The 16,908-nt window shown below is 66.1% G+C and carries 11 protein-coding genes; 6 read left to right on the top strand and 5 right to left on the bottom strand.

The features are described 5' to 3' along the window. Nucleotides 1-67: 67 nt before the first annotated feature. From otsA to AC13GA_RS18610, 4 genes are all read right to left on the bottom strand, one after another. Entirely contained in the window at nucleotides 68-1,432 is a 1,365-nt protein-coding gene (gene otsA, locus AC13GA_RS18625) for an alpha,alpha-trehalose-phosphate synthase (UDP-forming) (protein WP_136639327.1), read from the bottom strand. Then, complete coding sequence (locus tag AC13GA_RS18620; RefSeq protein ID WP_136639326.1) at nucleotides 1,429-3,210, bottom strand: glycoside hydrolase family 15 protein; 1,782 nt, start codon at nucleotides 3,208-3,210, stop codon at nucleotides 1,429-1,431. Before AC13GA_RS18620 ends, otsA begins: the two co-directional genes overlap by 4 nt. Before the next feature lie 41 nt (nucleotides 3,211-3,251). Then, nucleotides 3,252-4,010 (bottom strand): trehalose-phosphatase, encoded by a 759-nt coding sequence (otsB, locus tag AC13GA_RS18615; RefSeq protein ID WP_065723853.1) that lies wholly within the window; start codon nucleotides 4,008-4,010, stop codon nucleotides 3,252-3,254. 189 nt (nucleotides 4,011-4,199) lie between these two features. Next, nucleotides 4,200-6,632 carry a TonB-dependent receptor plug domain-containing protein gene (locus AC13GA_RS18610; RefSeq protein WP_482998739.1) on the bottom strand — a complete coding sequence of 811 codons (2,433 nt, stop codon included), beginning with the start codon at nucleotides 6,630-6,632 and terminating at the stop codon, nucleotides 4,200-4,202. Between the two features lie 215 nt (nucleotides 6,633-6,847). Between AC13GA_RS18610 and AC13GA_RS18605 the strand changes: the two genes are divergently transcribed. The 4 genes from AC13GA_RS18605 to AC13GA_RS18590 all read left to right on the top strand — a co-directional run bounded on the left by AC13GA_RS18605 (nucleotide 6,848) and on the right by AC13GA_RS18590 (nucleotide 12,313). Next, nucleotides 6,848-7,330 carry a DUF3574 domain-containing protein gene (locus AC13GA_RS18605; protein WP_253078786.1) on the top strand — a complete coding sequence of 161 codons (483 nt, stop codon included), beginning with the start codon at nucleotides 6,848-6,850 and terminating at the stop codon, nucleotides 7,328-7,330. 36 nt (nucleotides 7,331-7,366) lie between these two features. Beyond that, complete coding sequence (locus AC13GA_RS18600; protein WP_482998738.1) at nucleotides 7,367-8,224, top strand: SH3 domain-containing protein; 858 nt, start codon at nucleotides 7,367-7,369, stop codon at nucleotides 8,222-8,224. 109 nt (nucleotides 8,225-8,333) lie between these two features. After that, entirely contained in the window at nucleotides 8,334-10,052 is a 1,719-nt protein-coding gene (locus AC13GA_RS18595; RefSeq protein WP_482998737.1) for a thiamine pyrophosphate-dependent enzyme, read from the top strand. A gap of 656 nt (nucleotides 10,053-10,708) precedes the next feature. Continuing rightward, nucleotides 10,709-12,313, top strand: a complete 1,605-nt coding sequence (locus AC13GA_RS18590) for a SulP family inorganic anion transporter (RefSeq protein ID WP_482998736.1) — start codon at nucleotides 10,709-10,711, stop codon at nucleotides 12,311-12,313. A 79-nt stretch (nucleotides 12,314-12,392) separates the two neighbouring features. Here AC13GA_RS18590 and AC13GA_RS18585 read toward each other — a convergent pair whose 3' ends face one another. Then, the gene (locus tag AC13GA_RS18585; protein WP_482998735.1) at nucleotides 12,393-13,103 is read right to left on the bottom strand and encodes a glutathione S-transferase; all 711 of its coding nucleotides are present in this window, start codon (nucleotides 13,101-13,103) and stop codon (nucleotides 12,393-12,395) included. 170 nt (nucleotides 13,104-13,273) lie between these two features. On the opposite strand from AC13GA_RS18585, the gene AC13GA_RS18580 reads away from it, so the two are divergent. Then, nucleotides 13,274-14,098 carry a DUF3014 domain-containing protein gene (locus AC13GA_RS18580; RefSeq protein ID WP_482998734.1) on the top strand — a complete coding sequence of 275 codons (825 nt, stop codon included), beginning with the start codon at nucleotides 13,274-13,276 and terminating at the stop codon, nucleotides 14,096-14,098. A gap of 181 nt (nucleotides 14,099-14,279) precedes the next feature. After that, nucleotides 14,280-16,865, top strand: a complete 2,586-nt coding sequence (clpB, locus tag AC13GA_RS18575; RefSeq protein ID WP_337302828.1) for an ATP-dependent chaperone ClpB — start codon at nucleotides 14,280-14,282, stop codon at nucleotides 16,863-16,865. Nucleotides 16,866-16,908: the final 43 nt, after the last annotated feature.

Raw genomic sequence — 16,908 nt, 5'->3', positions numbered from 1 at the left:
AAAGGGGACGGAGGGGATTAAGTCGTTTGTGCACAAACGACTTAATCCCCTCCGTCCCCTTTTTCCCTCAGCCCTCCAGCGCGTCGAGGTAGCTGCGTCGCCAGTGGTTGATGTCGTAGGTGCGCAGGTGCTCCATCATCGCGTGCCAGCGCTCCTTGCGCCGGTGCAGTGACATCGTCGCCGCGGTGGCGATGGCATCGGCGACGCCGTCCAGGTCATGCGGGTTCACCAGCAGCGCCTGCTTGAGTTCGTCGGCGGCGCCGGCCAGCAGCGACAGCACCAGTACGCCGGGATCTTCCGGATCCTGCGAGGCCACGTACTCCTTGGCCACCAGGTTCATGCCATCGCGCAGCGGTGTCACCAGACCCACCGCCGCAGCGCGGTAGAAGCCGGTCAGAGTGGCATGGGTGAAGTTCTGGTTGACGTAGCGCAGCGGGGTCCAGTCGGGTGCGGCGTGGCCACCATTGATATGCCCGGCGATCTGTTCCAGCTGGCTGCGCAGCTGGCGGTACTCGGTGACATCGCCGCGCGAGACCGGGGCGATCTGAAGGTAGGTCAGCGAGCCGTGCTGGTCCGGATGCCGTTCCAGGTAACGCTCGAAGCCGAGGAAGCGTTCGGGCAGGCCCTTGGAATAGTCCAGGCGGTCCACGCCGATCGCCAGCTGGCGGTCGCGCAGGCTGGCGCGCAGGTTCTTCACCGCGGCCTTGGTGGCAGCGGTACCGGCCTGGCGGGCGATCAGTTCGGTATCGATGCCGATCGGGAAGGCGGCCGCACGGAAGCGCCGGCCGCCCGGCGCTTCCAGTTCACCGTTCTCGAGCACCTTGCCACCGCCGAACAGGCGCAGGTAGGTCTGGAAACGGTCGGCGTCTCGCTGGGTCTGGAAGCCGACCAGGTCGTAGGCATACAGCGCCGAGAACAACCGCAGATGGTCGGGCATCGCCTGCAGCAGGTCGGCCGAGGGCATCGGGATGTGCAGGAAGAAACCGATGCGGCAGCCGATGCCCCGTTCGCGCAGCATCGCGCCCAGCGGGATCAGGTGGTAGTCGTGGATCCAGACGATGTCGTCCTCGCGCAGCAACGGCGCGAGCTTGTCGGCGAACAGCGCGTTGACCTTGTGGTAGGTCTCGCGGGTGCCGCGATCGTAATCGACCAGGTCCAGGCGGAAATGCAGCAGTGGCCACAACGTGCGGTTGGCGAAGCCGTTGTAGTAGCCATCGACCTCGCGCTTGCTCAGGTCCAGGGTGACGAACTCGATGTCGCCATCCTTCTGCGTGTGCAGCGTGCCACTGCCATCGCGCACGCTCTTGCCGCTCCAGCCGAACCACAGGCCGCCGCGTTCCTTCAGTGCGGCCAGCAGGCCGACCGCGAGGCCGCCGGCGCGGTTTTCACCCGGCACGGCCACACGGTTTGAAACCACGACAAGACGACTCACGATGCCTCCTGCCAGGACCGCGACAGGCGCATCGCGGCGGTGATCAGGCCGACGTGCGAATAGGTCTGCGGGAAATTGCCCCAGGCCTCGCCGCTGTCGAAGGCCAGATCCTCCGACAGCAGGCCCAGGTGGTTGCGCTGCTTCAACAACAGCTCGAACATCTCGCGCGCTTCTTCCATGCGACCAATCGCGGCCAGCGCATCGATGTACCAGAACGTGCAGATGGTGAAGCTGGTTTCCGGTTCACCGAAGTCATCCGGGGCGACATAGCGGTACAGCGAGTTGCCATGCTTGAGGTCACGGCCGATGGCCTCGACGGTGGCGACGAAGCGGGCGTCCATTGCGTCGATGAAGCCGATGTCGGCCAGCAGCAGCAACGAGGCATCCAGGCGATGACCACCGAAAGTATCGGTGAAGTGGCCCCGTTCTTCGCTCCAGGCTTCGGCCATGATACGGGCGTGGATGGTGTCGGCGCGCTCGCGCCAGTAGCGTGCGCGGTCATCACGCTTCAGGCGCACGGCGATCTTGCACAGGCGGTCGCAGGCGGCCCAGCACATTGCGCTGGTATAGGTGTGCACTTCGGTGCGGCCGCGGAACTCCCACAGGCCGGCATCGGGCACGTCATGCAGGGCGAAGGCCTGTTCGCCGAGGGGTTCCAGCCGCGCGAAGGTGTGCGCATCGCCAGGATCCTGCAGGCGACGATCGAAGAACAGCTGCGTGGAGGCGAGTACCACGCTGCCATAGACATCATGCTGGCGCTGCACCCAGGCCAGGTTGCCGCGGCGCACCGGGCCCATGCCGCGGTAACCGGACAGGCTGGGTACTTCGTCCTCGTCCAGCTTGGCTTCGAAGCCGATGCCATACAGCGGCTGCAGCGTGCCATCGTTGCTGGCCAGGTTGAAGATGTAGCCGAGGAACTGTTCCATCGTGCGCGTCGCGCCGAGGCGGTTCAGCGCACGCACCACGAACGCGGCATCGCGCAGCCAGCAGTAACGGTAGTCCCAGTTGCGCACGCTGCCGGGCGCTTCGGGAATGGAGGTGGTCATCGCCGCGATGATCGCGCCGCTGTCCTCGTACTGGCACAGCTTGAGGGTGATCGCACTGCGGATCACTGCGTCCTGCCATTCCAGCGGAATGGACAGGTAGCGCACCCATTCGCGCCAGTAGTCGCGGGTGCGCTGGAAGGCGTCCTGCACGTAGCCGCTGATCGAGCGGTCGAGCGATTCGTCCACGCCCAGGATCAGGTGGACCGGATGGTTGAGCACGAAGGGGAGTCCATCGCGCACCAGCCGCACCGGCACATCGGTGGTCAGCCGCAGTACGTGCTCAGGCAGGATCCAGCGCACGTGGTTGCTGCCCCAGGTGGACTCGGGCACGCGTGCGCCCCAGTCGGCCAGCGGCCGCGCGCGTACGGTGATGCGCGGGCTGCCCGCCAGTGGACGCACCTGGCGGATCAGGCTCACCGGGCGGTAGAAGCGATCGTTCTGGCGCCAGCGCGGAGCGAAGTCGAGAATTTCCAGCGAGCCGCCGTGGCTGTCGTGCAGCACGGTGCGGAGTATCGCGGTGTTGGTCAGGTACTCCTGTTCGCTGCTGCTGAAATCCTCCAGCTCGATGGCGAAGTCGCCGCCGTTCTGCTGGTTGGGGCTGAGCAGGGCGCAGAAGGTGGGGTCGCCGTCGAAGGTGGGCAGGCAGCTCCAGACTACGCGGGCATGTTTGTCGACCAGGGCGCCGAAGCTGCCGTTGCCGACCACGCCCAGATCAAGATCGGGTTGGGTCATCACGTGCTACATCTCGGTTGCGGCCGTGGGGGTTGGCCGGGTCAATAGGCATTCTCACGCAGCCAGGCGTGCACGCTGCGTATGTCGGGCAGTGCGAACACCGCCGCGCTGGGTTCGCGTTCACCCACCAGCACACTCCAGCCGTGCTGGCCGTTGGCGGCGTCAAAGCCGAACTCATCGGTGAGGTCGTCACCCATGAACACGGGCAGGCGGCCACGGAACGGCAGGTACTGCATCATCCGCCGCACCGCGCGACCCTTGTCGGAGCCGACCGGCACGAATTCCACCACATGATCGCCGGGCTGCAGGCGATGGCTGCTGCGACCGCGCAGGTGGCGGTCGGCAAAGGCGCGCACATCGGCTGCTGCGTTCGGTGCGCCGCGCCAGTGCAGGGCCAGACCGACGCCCTTGTCCTCCACCAGCACGCCGGGGTGCCCATGCGCGAAACGCATGGCCTGCTGGTGCAGCGCGTGCAGCCAGTCGGCGGTGTCGTCATCATGTGCGTCGCGCAGCACGCGACCATCCTCGCCACGCAGTTCGTGGCCATGCAGGCCGGCGGCGGGAAGCTGCAGGGGAGCGAACAACTGGTCCAGTTGCTCGAGCGGGCGACCACTGACCAGTGCCACGGCACCTTCCAGGCGGTCGCTGATGCGGCCGATGGCTTCGCGCACGTCGGGCAGCAGCTGCACGGCATCCGGGCGTGCAGCGAATTCGATCAGGGTGCCATCAACATCGAGGAACAACGCGCAGGCATCGTCCAGCAATGGAGGTGGCGGACGCAGGGGGAGCGGTTCAGCCATGACGCCCAGCTTGCCAGCGCGGGCGTGTACGTGGGGTCGAGGGCAGGCTACGGATCTGGTAGTGCCGGCCACTGGCCGGCAACTTCATGGTCCATGGATGCACCCTGCGGTTGCCGGCCAGCGGCCGGCACTACCGTGTAGTGCGGACCAACGGTCCGCACCCACCGAAGGCAATCACACCCAATGCGATCAGAACGTATAGCGGACGCGGCCGTAGTAGTACGCGCCGTTGCTGCCGATCGGTGACAGCACGTCATACGGCAGGTTGCCGAAGTAGTGGATATCGCTGTTGGATCGATCCGGGTAGTTGTCGGTCAGGTTCTGGCCGCCGATGGCCACGCTCCACTGCGGAGTGATGCGGTACTCGACTTCGGCATCCAGCTGCCATTCGGCCTGGTAGGTCTGGCGCGGGATGTAGCCGTCACCGAAGTTGAACACGCGGGTGGCGCTGCCATAGCGGTTCACGCGGGTGCTCAGCGACCAGTGGTCGTTGCTCCAGGCGGCCGAGAAGCTGCCACGGGTGCGCGGCGTGGCATCGGTGAGGGTGTTGGTCTCTTCGATACCGAACAGCACGTAGTCCGGGTTCAGTGCACGGAGCTGTGCCGGCGTGGCCAGCACGTTCTTCAGTGTGGTCTTGGTGTACGCATAGGTGCCGGTCAGCAGCAGCTGACCGTTGCCCAGCGATTGCCGCCAGTTGCTCACCAGCTCGGCACCGCGGGTGCGGGTATCGGCGGCGTTGACGAAGAAACTGGCGCTCTGCAGGCCGGTGACGCCGTAGTTGGCCGCCACGTAGTCGGTCAGTGCATCGCCGGTGATGCTTTCCGACAGCGCGATGCGGTCATCGATGTCGATCTGGAAGAAGTCCAGCGACAGGTCGAAGTGCTCGCCGATGCGGCTGGTGAAGCCCAGAGAGGTGTTGATCGACTTCTCCGGCTTCAGATTCTGCGCACCCAGGCCACGTGCGATCGGATTGTTGACCGACAGCAGGCGGCCCTGCACCAGCTGGCCGCCGGCGTTGTAGCCGGTGGAGGTGGACTCGTAGCCGATCTGCGCCAGTGACGGCGCGCGGAAGTTGTTGGAGATGGCACCGCGCAGCGCGAACGCCGGGGTGAATTCGTAGCGCAGGCCGAGCTTGCCGGTCAGTTCACCGCCGAAGTCGTCGTTGTGCTCGTAGCGCGCGGCCAGGTCGGTGGAGAACTTCTCGCCGAACTGGCTGGCGAGCCTGGCATAGGCGCTGGCCACATCACGCGACAGGGAGGCCGCATCCTGCGGGGTCAGGCCACCACCGGCCTGCGAACCGGTCGGACGGTCGGTGTACGGGCCGGCCGCATAGCTGGCCGGATCACCGGGACGGGTCTGGTAGCGCTCGTGGCGCGCTTCCACGCCCAAGCCCAGGGTGTGGCTGATGCTCTCGCTCTGGGTGAACACGCGGCTCAGATCGAGGTTGCCCACGGTCTGTGCGTATTGGTAGTCGGCGGTCTTGAAGCGGGTCGGACTGGTCGGGCCCAGCGATGCGTTGAGCGAATCACGCAGGCGGTAGGTGAAATCGTTCTGCCCGTAATCCAGGCTGCCGTCGTAGCTCCACTCACCCCATTGGCCGCGCACGCCGGCTACGGCCTGCACGTCGCGGTTCTCGCCTTCGGAGATCGGCCGGTAACCATTCGGATAGATCTGCTTCCAGTTCGCATCGCCATCGGGATAGCGGAAGTAGTTCGCGCCTTCGGTATCACGCTGGTTGAAGGTGCCGAACGCATAGAACGTGGAGGTCTGGCCCACCGGAATCTCGGTGTTCAGCCACAGGTTGATGTCCTTGCTCTTGCCATCGCCCAGCACGTAGTTGCGCTTGCCCTGCAGCGCCAGGTTGTCCGGCGTCTGGTCCCACGGCGGAATCTGGTCGAAGCCGGCACGGTTGGTGCCGTTGCGGTGCTTGTACTCCAGGCCGACGCGCAGGAAGCCGCCGTCCTCGCCCAGCGAAGTGCCGACCTTGGCGCTGATGTTGCCGGTCTGGCCATCGGTGAGGGTACGGCCGATCGGCTTGAGGTCGGTGTGGTTGGCACCGTAGCTGGCCTCGATCTCGCCACCGTCGCCGCCGTTGTCGAGGATCACGTTGATCACGCCGGCCACCGCATCGGAGCCGTACAGCGCACCGGCGCCGTCGCGAAGCACTTCGATGCGCTTGATCGCGCTGACGGGGATCGAATTGAAGTCGACCGGGGTGGTGCCCTTGCCGATCTTGCTGTCGGTGTTGACCAGCGCAGTGTGGTGGCGGCGCTTGCCATTGATCAGCACCAGCACCTGGTCCGGCGACAGGCCACGCAACTGTGCCGCGCGCACGTGGTCGGCGCCGCCGGAGTTGGACTGGCGCGGGAAGTTGAACGACGGCAGAAGCGCCTGCAGCGCACTGCCCAGTTCACCGTTGACCACGCCGGCCTTGCGGATGTCCTCGGCGGTGAGCACATCCACCGGCGAGGTGGATTCGAGCACGGTGCGGTCGGCGGCGCGGGTGCCGGTGACGATCACCGTGTCCAGGTTGGTGGCGTCCTGGGCCAGGGCCGGGGCGGCGGCAGAAAGCGCGAGGGCGATGGCGAGGCCGAGTGGCGACGCAGGCAGGCGGACGGACATGGGGACTCCAGCAACAACGACGACAGGGAAGGGGGAGATGGTTTCACTTACATCCATCCGGATGAAGCGATATATTATCTTCGCGTGATGGCCGGTGTCGATGCAAGTCCCTGCCGTCCCGGCATGAGCTGATGCCCTGCTGGCATCAGCACGCCGGGCCAGTGGCGCTGTACGCTGCCGGCTCGCCTCTGTCCCCCTTCCCCGGAGCTGTACCGATGAAACACCTTGGCCTCGTCTTCGCCGTGCTGCTGGCCACCAGCGGCTGCGCCAGCCTGTCCTCGCAGGCGCCCAGCGCCTATGCCACGGCCACCACCGCCGAACTGAAGGGCGATGCCGCCCGCCCGTCCGCCGGCCACGGCTGGGTGCGCAGCGAGCTGTACTTCGGCGTGGGCGAGGAGCAGGGCGCCGGCAACCGCCCGCAGGCCGACACCATCAGCGATGCGCAGTGGCGCACTTTCCTGGACAAGGAAGTGACCCCGCGCTTCCCGGATGGCCTGACCGTGTTCGATGCCTACGGCCAGTGGCTGTTCCGCGGCGATGCCAGCCCCAACCGCTTGCGTACCAAGGTGCTGGTGGTGCTGCACGAGGACACCCCGCAGCGCCGCGCCGATATCGAAGCGATCCGCCTGGCGTGGAAGCAGCAGACCAAGCATCAGTCGGTGCTGTGGTCGCGGCAGCCGGTCGAGGTATCGTTCTGACCTGAAGGGGCCATCGTGGCGCCACAGGGATGGACGATGAAACACAGGGACTACGTGCTGGGCCTGCTGCTGGCAGGCCTGTGGCTGCCGACGGCGGAGGCGAATGAGGGCGACGGCGAAACGCTACGCTTCCAGGTCGCCGCTCACGTGCAGGCACACGCCGATCCCCAGCAGGACGGCAGCATCGCGGTGCAGTTGTCGCCGTCGGGCAAGCGCCAGAATCTGGCGGGCGCGGCGGATGCGGACGGCAATTCGCGATGGGGTCTGGAGGACGTCGATTTCGATGGCTACCCGGAATTGATTGCACGTGCATCGGTGGGCATGGTCAACGAAGCGGTGGCGGTGTACCGCTTCGATCCGGCCAGTGCCGGGTTCCGCGCGCTGCAGGCCGACACCCACGGCAAGGACAGTTGCGGTGACTTGATGGGGCTGACTGTCGATCGTTCGAGCCGCACCCTGACCAGCAGCTGCCGCAGCGGCCCGATGTGGTACACCGATCAGTACCGGTTTGCAGGTACGAAGCTCTATCTGTACCGCTCCGAGAGCGTGTTGATGCTGGGCGATACGCTGAACGCCGCGCTGCATTGGGTGCAGACCGACGAGCAGGGGCCGTTGGCAGTCTGGCGCACCTATGATGCCGCCGGAAACGTGCTTGAGACGGCCATTGCCGATGGCCTGGGCGCACCGCCCGACGGACCGCTGCGTGGCCAGCAGGCCTCCGTGCTGGCGGCGCGCCTGTTCCTGTTCGACCGGCCCGGTGCATCCAGCACCAAGCGTTACCTGGTGCAGGGCGACCGTGTGGAAATGCTGGATGAACAGGATGGCTGGATGAAGCTGCGCTACCACAACCCGAAGCAGGGCACGGTGGTGGGCTGGATCAACGTCAACGATTGACGAGACATCCGTCTGAAGTTTGCGCATCGAGGCGATGCGCGCCTTGCCCACGGGGGCATCACTTCACCGGGTCTAGCCTCGGAGGTTCCCCCGTTCGAGGATGTATCCGATGAGCAAGCGCGTGGCCGAAATCGTGGTGGACGCCCTGCAGCAGGCCGGTGTCCGTCGTTGCTACGGCATCGTGGGCGATACGCTCAATCATGTTACCGATGCGATGCATGGCAGCGAGATCGCTTGGGTGCACGTACGCCATGAAGAAGTGGCAGCGTTCGCTGCCGGCGCCGATTCGCTTGTCAGCGGCCAGTTGACGGCGTGTGCTGGCTCCTGCGGGCCCGGTGGCCTGCATTTCATCAATGGCATCTTCGAGAGCAACCGCAACCGGGCGCCGATGGTGCTGATCGCCAGCCAGATCGTCACCAGCGAGCTGGGCATGGAGTTCCCGCAGGAAGTTGACTTCAAGGCGGTGTATGGCAGCTGCACGGTGTTCTGCGAACAGGTGCACAGCGCCGAACAGGCGCGACGCGTGGTGGCGCTGGCCTGCCAGGCCGCGATCAGCCGTCGCGGCGTCGCCGTAGTGATCCTGCCGGCTGACATCAGCGAGGCCGAGGTGAAGCACGATGTGCCGTTCTCGGTGCACTACACCCAGCCGGTGCTGCGTCCATCCGACACCGAACTTCAGCACATCGCCGAGCTGCTGGGGCAGGGCAAGCGCATCGGCATCTATGCCGGCGCCGGTTGCCAGGGCGCGCACGCCCAGTTGTTGGAACTTGCGCGCAGGTTGCAGGCGCCGGTGGCGCACACCTCGCGCGCCAAGGACTTCGTCGAGCCGGACAACCCGTACAACATGGGCATGACCGGCATTTTCGGCATCGAATCCGGTTTCCACACACTGATGGAGTGCGACACGCTGCTGCTGCTCGGCGCTGATTTCGCTTGGGGCCAGTTCTATCCGGACAGGGCGACGATCATCCAGGTCGACCGCGATGGCAGCCACCTCGGCCGCCGCCATCCGGTGAACCTTGGCGTGGTCGGTGATATCGCGCCGACGCTGGACGCCTTGCTGCCGATGCTGCCGCCGCGCGAGGACAGCAGTTTCCTGGACGAGTGCATCGAGCGCCGTGACAAGGCACTGAAAAAGCGCGAGAAGGAAGAGCAGCCCGGTGAGGGCGAGCTGATCCATCCGCAGCACCTGACCGCGCTGCTGTCGAAATATGCCACCGATGATGCACTGTTCACCGCCGACGGTGGCTCGCCGATGGTGTGGGTGTTGCGCCACATCCGCGTCAACGGCCGCCGCCGCACGCTGACCAGCCTGCTGCACGGCACGATGGCCAATGCGATGCCACAGGCACTGGGCCTGCAGAAGGCGTTCCCGGGCCGGCAGGTGATCTCGCTTTCCGGCGATGGTGGCCTGGCGATGCTGCTGGGCGATCTGTTGACGGCCGTGCAGGAAAACCTGCCGATCAAGGTGGTGGTGTTCAACAACGGCTCGCTGAATTTCGTCGAGCTGGAGCAGAAGGTGGAAGGCCTTCTGGACAACTACACCGACCTGAAGAATCCGGACTTCGGCCGCTTGGCCGAGGTGATCGGTTTCCACGGCCGCACCGTGACCCGCAGCGAGGACCTGGAGGAAGCGGTGCAGGACTTCCTGTCCCAGCGTGGCCCGGCGCTGCTGGACGTGCACACCAGCCGCGCCGAGCTGGTGATGCCGCCGCAGATCGAAGCCAAGCAGGTGGCCGGCACGGCGTTGTACGCGGCCAAGGCGGTGTTGAACGGCCGCTTCGACGACGTGAAGCATCTGCTGGTGGACAACTTCCTGAAGAAGTGAGGGTTGGGGTCTGATGCAGGGCTGCGCCCTGCACCCGCCGAATCAACGTCAACGTCAACGTCAAAAGCGGGGTATCGGTGGGATGGCGGGGTGGGTCCGGTTGCGGGGGACGCCGTAAACCCATCCTTGGGGGCTTGGCCGCGGCATCCATGCCGCGGACACCCCCGCAGCCGGACCCACCCCGCCTTCGACAGATTTCCGCGATCTGTTGGAATGGCATGGCCTGTTGCTCGTGGGGGTCGACCTTGGTCGGCACAGTAGATCCACGCCATGCGTGGATGCTTCCCGGTAGTGCCGGCCGCTGGCCGGCAACCAGGCAGATGCCTGCGATCCGGCGCTTGAGAGCGCAGCGACCGGCTCCTGCTTTTGATCTTTTGATTCTCTTCCGTGGCTGGCGCCCGCAGGAAACTGTCAGGGGCCGGGCGGGTAGGCTGCGCGGGGGTGTCCGCGGCATGGATGCCGCGGCCAAGCCCCCAAGGATGGGTTCACGGCGTCCCCCGCGTAGCCTACCCACCCGGCCCAACACGGGAAATCGTAGTTCGCGACCAACCACGAGGGGCTCCGCCGTTGGCTGGAACCCATCATTCCACGACGGAATTGGCGCGCTGGCCTCGCTGGGCCTACCATCGGCGGTCCCCACCCCCACCGCCCCTTCCATGTCCGCTCCCGCTCCCGCCGCACCGCGTCGCTGGTTCGTCGCCGGCGACTTCAACGGCTTCTTCGGCCTGGTCGTCGACAACCTCTCCATCCTCGGCTTCATCGCCATGGCCCTGGTCGGGATCTTCCAGTTCCCCGCCGACGTAGTGTTCGGCCGCATGTTCCCCGGCACTGCCTTCGGCGTGCTGGTTGGCAACCTGCTGTACACCCTGATGGCGCGCCGCCTGGCCACGCGCACCGGCCGCGACGATGTCACCGCCATGCCGCTCGGCCTGGATGCACCGACCAGCATCGGCATGGCCCTGCTGGTGCTCGGTCCTGCTTTCATTGCGTTCAAGCAGCAGGGCATGGACCCGCATGCCGCGGGTATCGCGACCTGGCAGCTGGGCATGGCCGCGCTGGTCATCATGGGCGTGCTCAAGTTCGTGCTGTCATTCTTCGGCGAAGCGGTTACCCGCGCGCTGCCGCGTGCTGCGCTGCTGGGTTCCATCGCCGGCATCGCGCTGGTGCTGATGGGCCTGCTGCCGCTGCTGGAAACGCTGCGCTCGCCACTGGTCGGCTTCACGACGCTGGGCCTGCTGCTGTATGTGCTGATCGCCAAGGGCAAGCTGCCGGTGCGTGGTCCGGGCGTGCTGTTGGCCTTCGTGTTCGGCACCGTGCTGTATTACGGCCTTGGCCTGGCCGGGCTCGGCGCACCGGGCTTCCACGTACCGGAGTGGGTGCCGCCGCAGGTGGTGCTGCCGCTGCCGACGCTGGGCTTCCTCGACGGCCTGCCCACCGCGATGACCTACCTGCCGCTGCTGCTGCCGTTCGGCCTGCTGATGGTGGTCGGTGGCATCAACGTCTCCGAAAGCGCACGCGCGGCCGGCGATGATTACCGCACCCGCGACATCCTGCTGGTGGAGGCGGTGGCCACGCTGGTGGCTGGCGTCTGCGGCGGCGTCGCGCAGACCACGCCGTACATCGGCCAGCCGGCCTACAAGCACATGGGTGCGCGCAGCGGCTACACGCTGCTGACCGGCCTGTTCGTCGGCATCGGAGGCATGCTCGGCATCATCTCCGGGCTGGTGCAGTGGCTGCCGTTGGCGGTGCTGGCACCGATCATCGTGTACGTGGCCATCGACATCACCACCCAGGCCTTCCAGGCCACGCCGCGTCACCATACCAGCGCGATGGTGTTCGGTTTCCTGCCGTCGGTGGCCTACCTGCTGGCGATCAAGGCGCCGGGCTGGATCGCGCCGGACCAGCTGCCTCAGCTGCTGACCAAGCTCGACGGCCACGGCCTGCCGGAGCTGGCGGTGATCTTCACCCTCGGCAATGGCTTCATCATCACCTCGATGCTGTGGATCTCGGCGGTGGCGGCAATGGTCGATGGCCGTCTGCGCCGCGCCTGCGGTTTCCTGCTGGTGGCCGCCGTGCTGACCCTGTTCGGCCTGATCCACTCGGTGGACCCGCGCGGCGGCATCTACCTGCCGTGGGATCTGGACGGCCTGGCGCGGATCATCAGCTGGCAGTTCGCCGGCGCCTACGTGGCACTGGCAGTGCTGCTGGGCCTGCTGTCGCTGCAGAAGCAGGCGGTGAAGCCGCTGGGTGAAAACAGCTGACCCCAAGGTAGTGCCGGCCGCTGGCCGGCATCCTCATGGACCTCGGACGCAGTGTGCAGCTGCCGGCCAGCGGCCGGCACTACCGCTCTCCGTCCAGTTCCGGGTAGTGGCGGAAGATGCCGTTGGTGTTGAACGGCAAGCGCCGTTCCGAGGCCAGGTAGGCGGCAATGGCCGGCCGCTTCGCCACCCGCTCCTGCAGCGCACGCAGCAGGGGCAGGGTTGGGCCCAGTGCCTGCATGCGGCGTGGGAACATGTAATCCAGCCCGCTCAGCAGCTGGAACAGCGACAGATCCACGTAGGAATGCTCGCGCAGCGCATGGCGGCCGCCATTGGCGGCCAGCACCTGCTCGAAGTAGCCGAGGAACTTCGGCAGCCGTTCGCTGCGCAGAGAGGCGGCGCGTGCCTTGGCTTCGATCTTCTGCTCTTCGTAGTACTTCGATACGGCGATCGGATGGTGGGTGTCATGCACCTCGGCCACCAGATCGGCGATGGTCAGCTGCAACTGCAGCGCCTGCATCCGCCGCGAGGCCGCCTGTGGCACCAGGTCCAACGTCGGGCCAAGGAAATCCAGGATCGCCGCGACCTGTGCGATGACCTGGCGGCCGGCCTTGAGGAACGGCGGTGCGAATGGCTGCGTCCCCTCGCTTTTCCCATCAAGGAAAGGTTGCATCACTGCATCGCCGTGTACCCGTGCCATGTCGATGTAGTCGGCGCCGGCATCTTCCAGCGCCAGCCGCACGAATTCACCGCGGCCCTGGATGCCGGTCCAGTAGTACAGCGCGTATTGCATGGCAACGTCTCCACACGACAAGAGCAACAGCCTCGCGCGCGGCGTGCAAAGCAGGCGTGAGCGTGGCTGCAGGTCCTGCCCAACCCAAACCGCAGCCGAACGAAGGGGGAACCCTCGCCGACACGGGGGGTCACACCATCTCCATGCGTGTGAAAACGAGGTGCTGCATCATGCAGAGTGGAAAGGCGGTATGGCCCTGGGTGCTGGGCGTGGTGGTGATCGGCGGTGCGGGCGGGTGGTTGTTCCGCGATCAGCTGAAGAGCCTGGCGGACGGCGTTTCGGTGCCGGTGCAATCCACTCCCGCCAGCAGCGCTGCACCTCCACAGCCAATGACGGCCGAGCAACCGGCCCCGGCACCTCCACCGATCAGGCACCCGCTGGAGACAGAGGCGGCCGCTGATCCAGCACTGCCGAAACTGGCCGACAGCGATGCCGCTGCCTGGGGCGCGCTGAGCCAGCTCTTCCAGGGCGAGGGCCCGCTGACCCTGCTGTTGCGCGACCATCTGATCCAGCGTCTGGTCACCCAGGTCGATAACCTGGACAAGCCGAGCGTGCCGCCGACCGCACTGGCCGCGCGGCCGCTGCCGGGCAACCTGCAGGTCGAGGCGGGTGAGGGCGGCGAACGCATCGCCGCAGCCAATGCGGCGCGCTATGCGCCCTATGTGCAGACGTTCACCGCGCTGGATCCGGCGGCGACGGCCACCGCCTACAAGCGTTTCTATCCGTTGATCCAGCAGGCCTATGTCGATCTTGGCCGGCCCGGCGGCTACTTCAACGACCGCCTGGTGGCGGTGATCGACCACCTGCTGGACACTCCGGAGCCGGCTCAGCCACCGTTGGTGGAACGCGACGAGCGTGGCCGCTACCGCTTCGTCGACGCCACCCTGCAGTCGCGCTCGATCGGGCAGAAAGCCCTGCTGCGCATGGATGTGGCGCAGGCAAGGGCCATCAAGCAGCAGCTGCGGGCGATCCGTACTGCCATCACACGCGGCTGAGCTCGTCCACCGCGCGAAACTGATCGGGATCAACGCGCCGACCACACCCGCTCCGGCATGCTGGCCGCAGGCTGACTGGCCTCGGGGTGCAGTCGCAGCCACCCTTGAAACGGGGTGGGGCAACCGCATCTTTCCAGCATCGCCGGCGCGGGCCGGCCCTGATGACCGATGAGGATTCGCAATGCGGATGGACAAGCTCACCTCGCGTTTCCAGCAGGCGCTGGCAGACGCACAGTCGCTGGCCGTGGGCCGCGACAACAGCATCATCGAACCGGTTCACCTGTTCAGCGCGCTGCTGGACCAGCAGGGCGGCAGCACGCGCCCGCTGCTGGCCCAGGCCGGGGTGAACGTGCCGGTACTGCGCGAGCGCCTGACCGAGGCGCTGGATGCGCTGCCCAAGGTGTCCGGCCAGGCCGGCAACGTTTCGATGGGCAATGACCTGGGTCGCCTGCTCAACCAGACCGACAAGCTGGCCCAGCAGAACGGCGATGCCTTCATTGCCAGCGAGTGGTTCGTGCTGGCCGCGCTGGACGACAGCGGCACGCTGGGCATGGCGCTGCGCGCCGCCGGTGCCGACAAGACCCGCCTGCAGGCCGCCATCGACAAGCTGCGCGGCGGCGAGAACGTGCAGTCGGAAAATGCTGAAGAACAGCGGCAGGCGCTGGAGAAGTACACCATTGACCTGACCGCACGTGCCGAGAGCGGCAAGCTCGATCCGGTGATCGGCCGCGATGAAGAAATCCGTCGCACCATCCAGGTGCTGCAGCGCCGGACCAAGAACAACCCGGTGCTGATCGGCGAGCCGGGCGTGGGCAAGACCGCGATCGTCGAAGGCCTGGCCCAGCGCATCATCAACGACGAAGTGCCCGAAGGCCTGCGCGGCAAGCGCGTGCTGTCGCTGGACATGGGCGCGCTGATCGCCGGTGCGAAGTTCCGCGGTGAATTCGAAGAGCGCCTGAAGGGCGTGCTCAACGATCTGGCCAAGAGCGAAGGGCAGATCATCCTGTTCATCGACGAGCTGCACACCATGGTTGGCGCGGGCAAGGCCGACGGTGCGATGGATGCCGGCAACATGCTGAAGCCTGCGCTCGCACGCGGCGAGCTGCACTGTGTAGGCGCCACCACGCTGGACGAGTATCGCAAGTACATCGAAAAGGATGCCGCGCTGGAGCGTCGTTTCCAGAAGGTGTTCGTGGGCGAGCCGTCGGTGGAGGACACCATCGCCATCCTGCGCGGGCTGAAGGAAAAGTACGCGGTGCACCATGGCGTGGAAATCACCGATCCGGCCATCGTGGCGGCGGCGACCCTGTCCAACCGCTACATCACCGACCGCCAGCTGCCGGACAAGGCCATCGACCTGATGGACGAGGCTGCTTCGCGCCTGCGCATGGAGATCGACTCCAAGCCAGAGGAACTGGACCGCCTGGAACGCCGGGTGATCCAGCTGAAGATCCAGCGCGAGATGCTGAAGAAGGAAAAGGACGAGGCCTCGCGGCAGCGCCTGGCCGATCTGGAAAACGACATCGATGGATTGGAGCGCGAGTTCTCCGACCTCAATGAAATCTGGAAGTCGGAGAAGGCCGCGCTGCAGGGTGCAACCAAGATCAAGGAGCAGGTCGAGCAGGCCAAGCTGGAGCTGGAATCCGCGCAGCGCCGCCAGGATTTCGCCAAGATGAGCGAGATCCAGTACGGCCTGCTGCCGCAGCTGGAAAAGCAGTTGGCCGCCGCGCAGGAAGCCGAGCACAAGGACTTCAAGCTGGTGCAGGACCGGGTCACCGATGAGGAGATCGCCGAGGTTGTCTCGCGCTGGACCGGCATTCCGGTCAACAAGATGCTCGAAGGCGAGCGCGACAAGCTGCTGCGGATGGAAGAGGTGCTGCACAACCGCGTGGTCGGCCAGGAGGAAGCGATCAAGGTCGTCTCCGACGCCGTGCGCCGCTCGCGTGCGGGCCTGTCCGATCCGAATCGTCCGGCCGGTTCGTTCCTGTTCCTCGGCCCGACCGGCGTTGGCAAGACCGAGCTGTGCAAGTCGCTGGCCGAGTTCCTGTTCGACAGTGCCGACGCGATGATCCGCATCGACATGAGCGAGTTCATGGAGAAGCACAGCGTCGCCCGCCTGATCGGTGCGCCCCCGGGCTACGTCGGTTACGAAGAGGGTGGTTACCTGACAGAGGCGGTGCGTCGTCGTCCGTACTCGCTGATCCTGCTCGACGAAGTGGAGAAGGCCCATCCGGATGTGTTCAACATCCTGCTGCAGGTGCTGGACGATGGCCGCCTGACCGATGGCCAGGGCCGTACCGTGGACTTCCGCAACACCGTCATCGTGATGACCTCCAACCTGGGCTCGCACCAGATCCAGGACATGAGCAGTGATGACAGCCCGGAGGCCTACATGCAGATGAAGGCGGCGGTGATGGGCGTGGTGCAGGCGCACTTCCGTCCGGAGTTCATCAACCGCCTGGACGACATCGTGGTGTTCCACCCGCTGGACAAGCAGCAGATCAAGCAGATCGCGCGCATCCAGATGCGTGGCCTGGAGAAGCGGCTGGCCGAGCGTGGGCTGAAGCTGGTGGTATCCGATGCGGCGTTCGATCTGCTCGGCAACGTCGGCTTCGATCCGGTGTACGGCGCACGTCCGTTGAAGCGTGCGATCCAGGCGCAGCTGGAGAACCCGCTGGCGCAGAAGATCCTGTCCGGCGCCTTCGTCAACGGCGATACCATCGAAGTCGGCAACGACGGCGGCCACCTGGTGTTCGCCAAGGCGTGATTCACACGGGGCGCTGCTTGGTCGCAGCGCCCCGTTTCCTGCG

It is taken from the genome of Stenotrophomonas sp. 22DLJC03 (assembly GCF_056861405.1).
The sequence above is the reverse complement of the archived record's forward strand: the minus strand, read 5'-3'. Positions and strand labels throughout refer to the sequence as shown.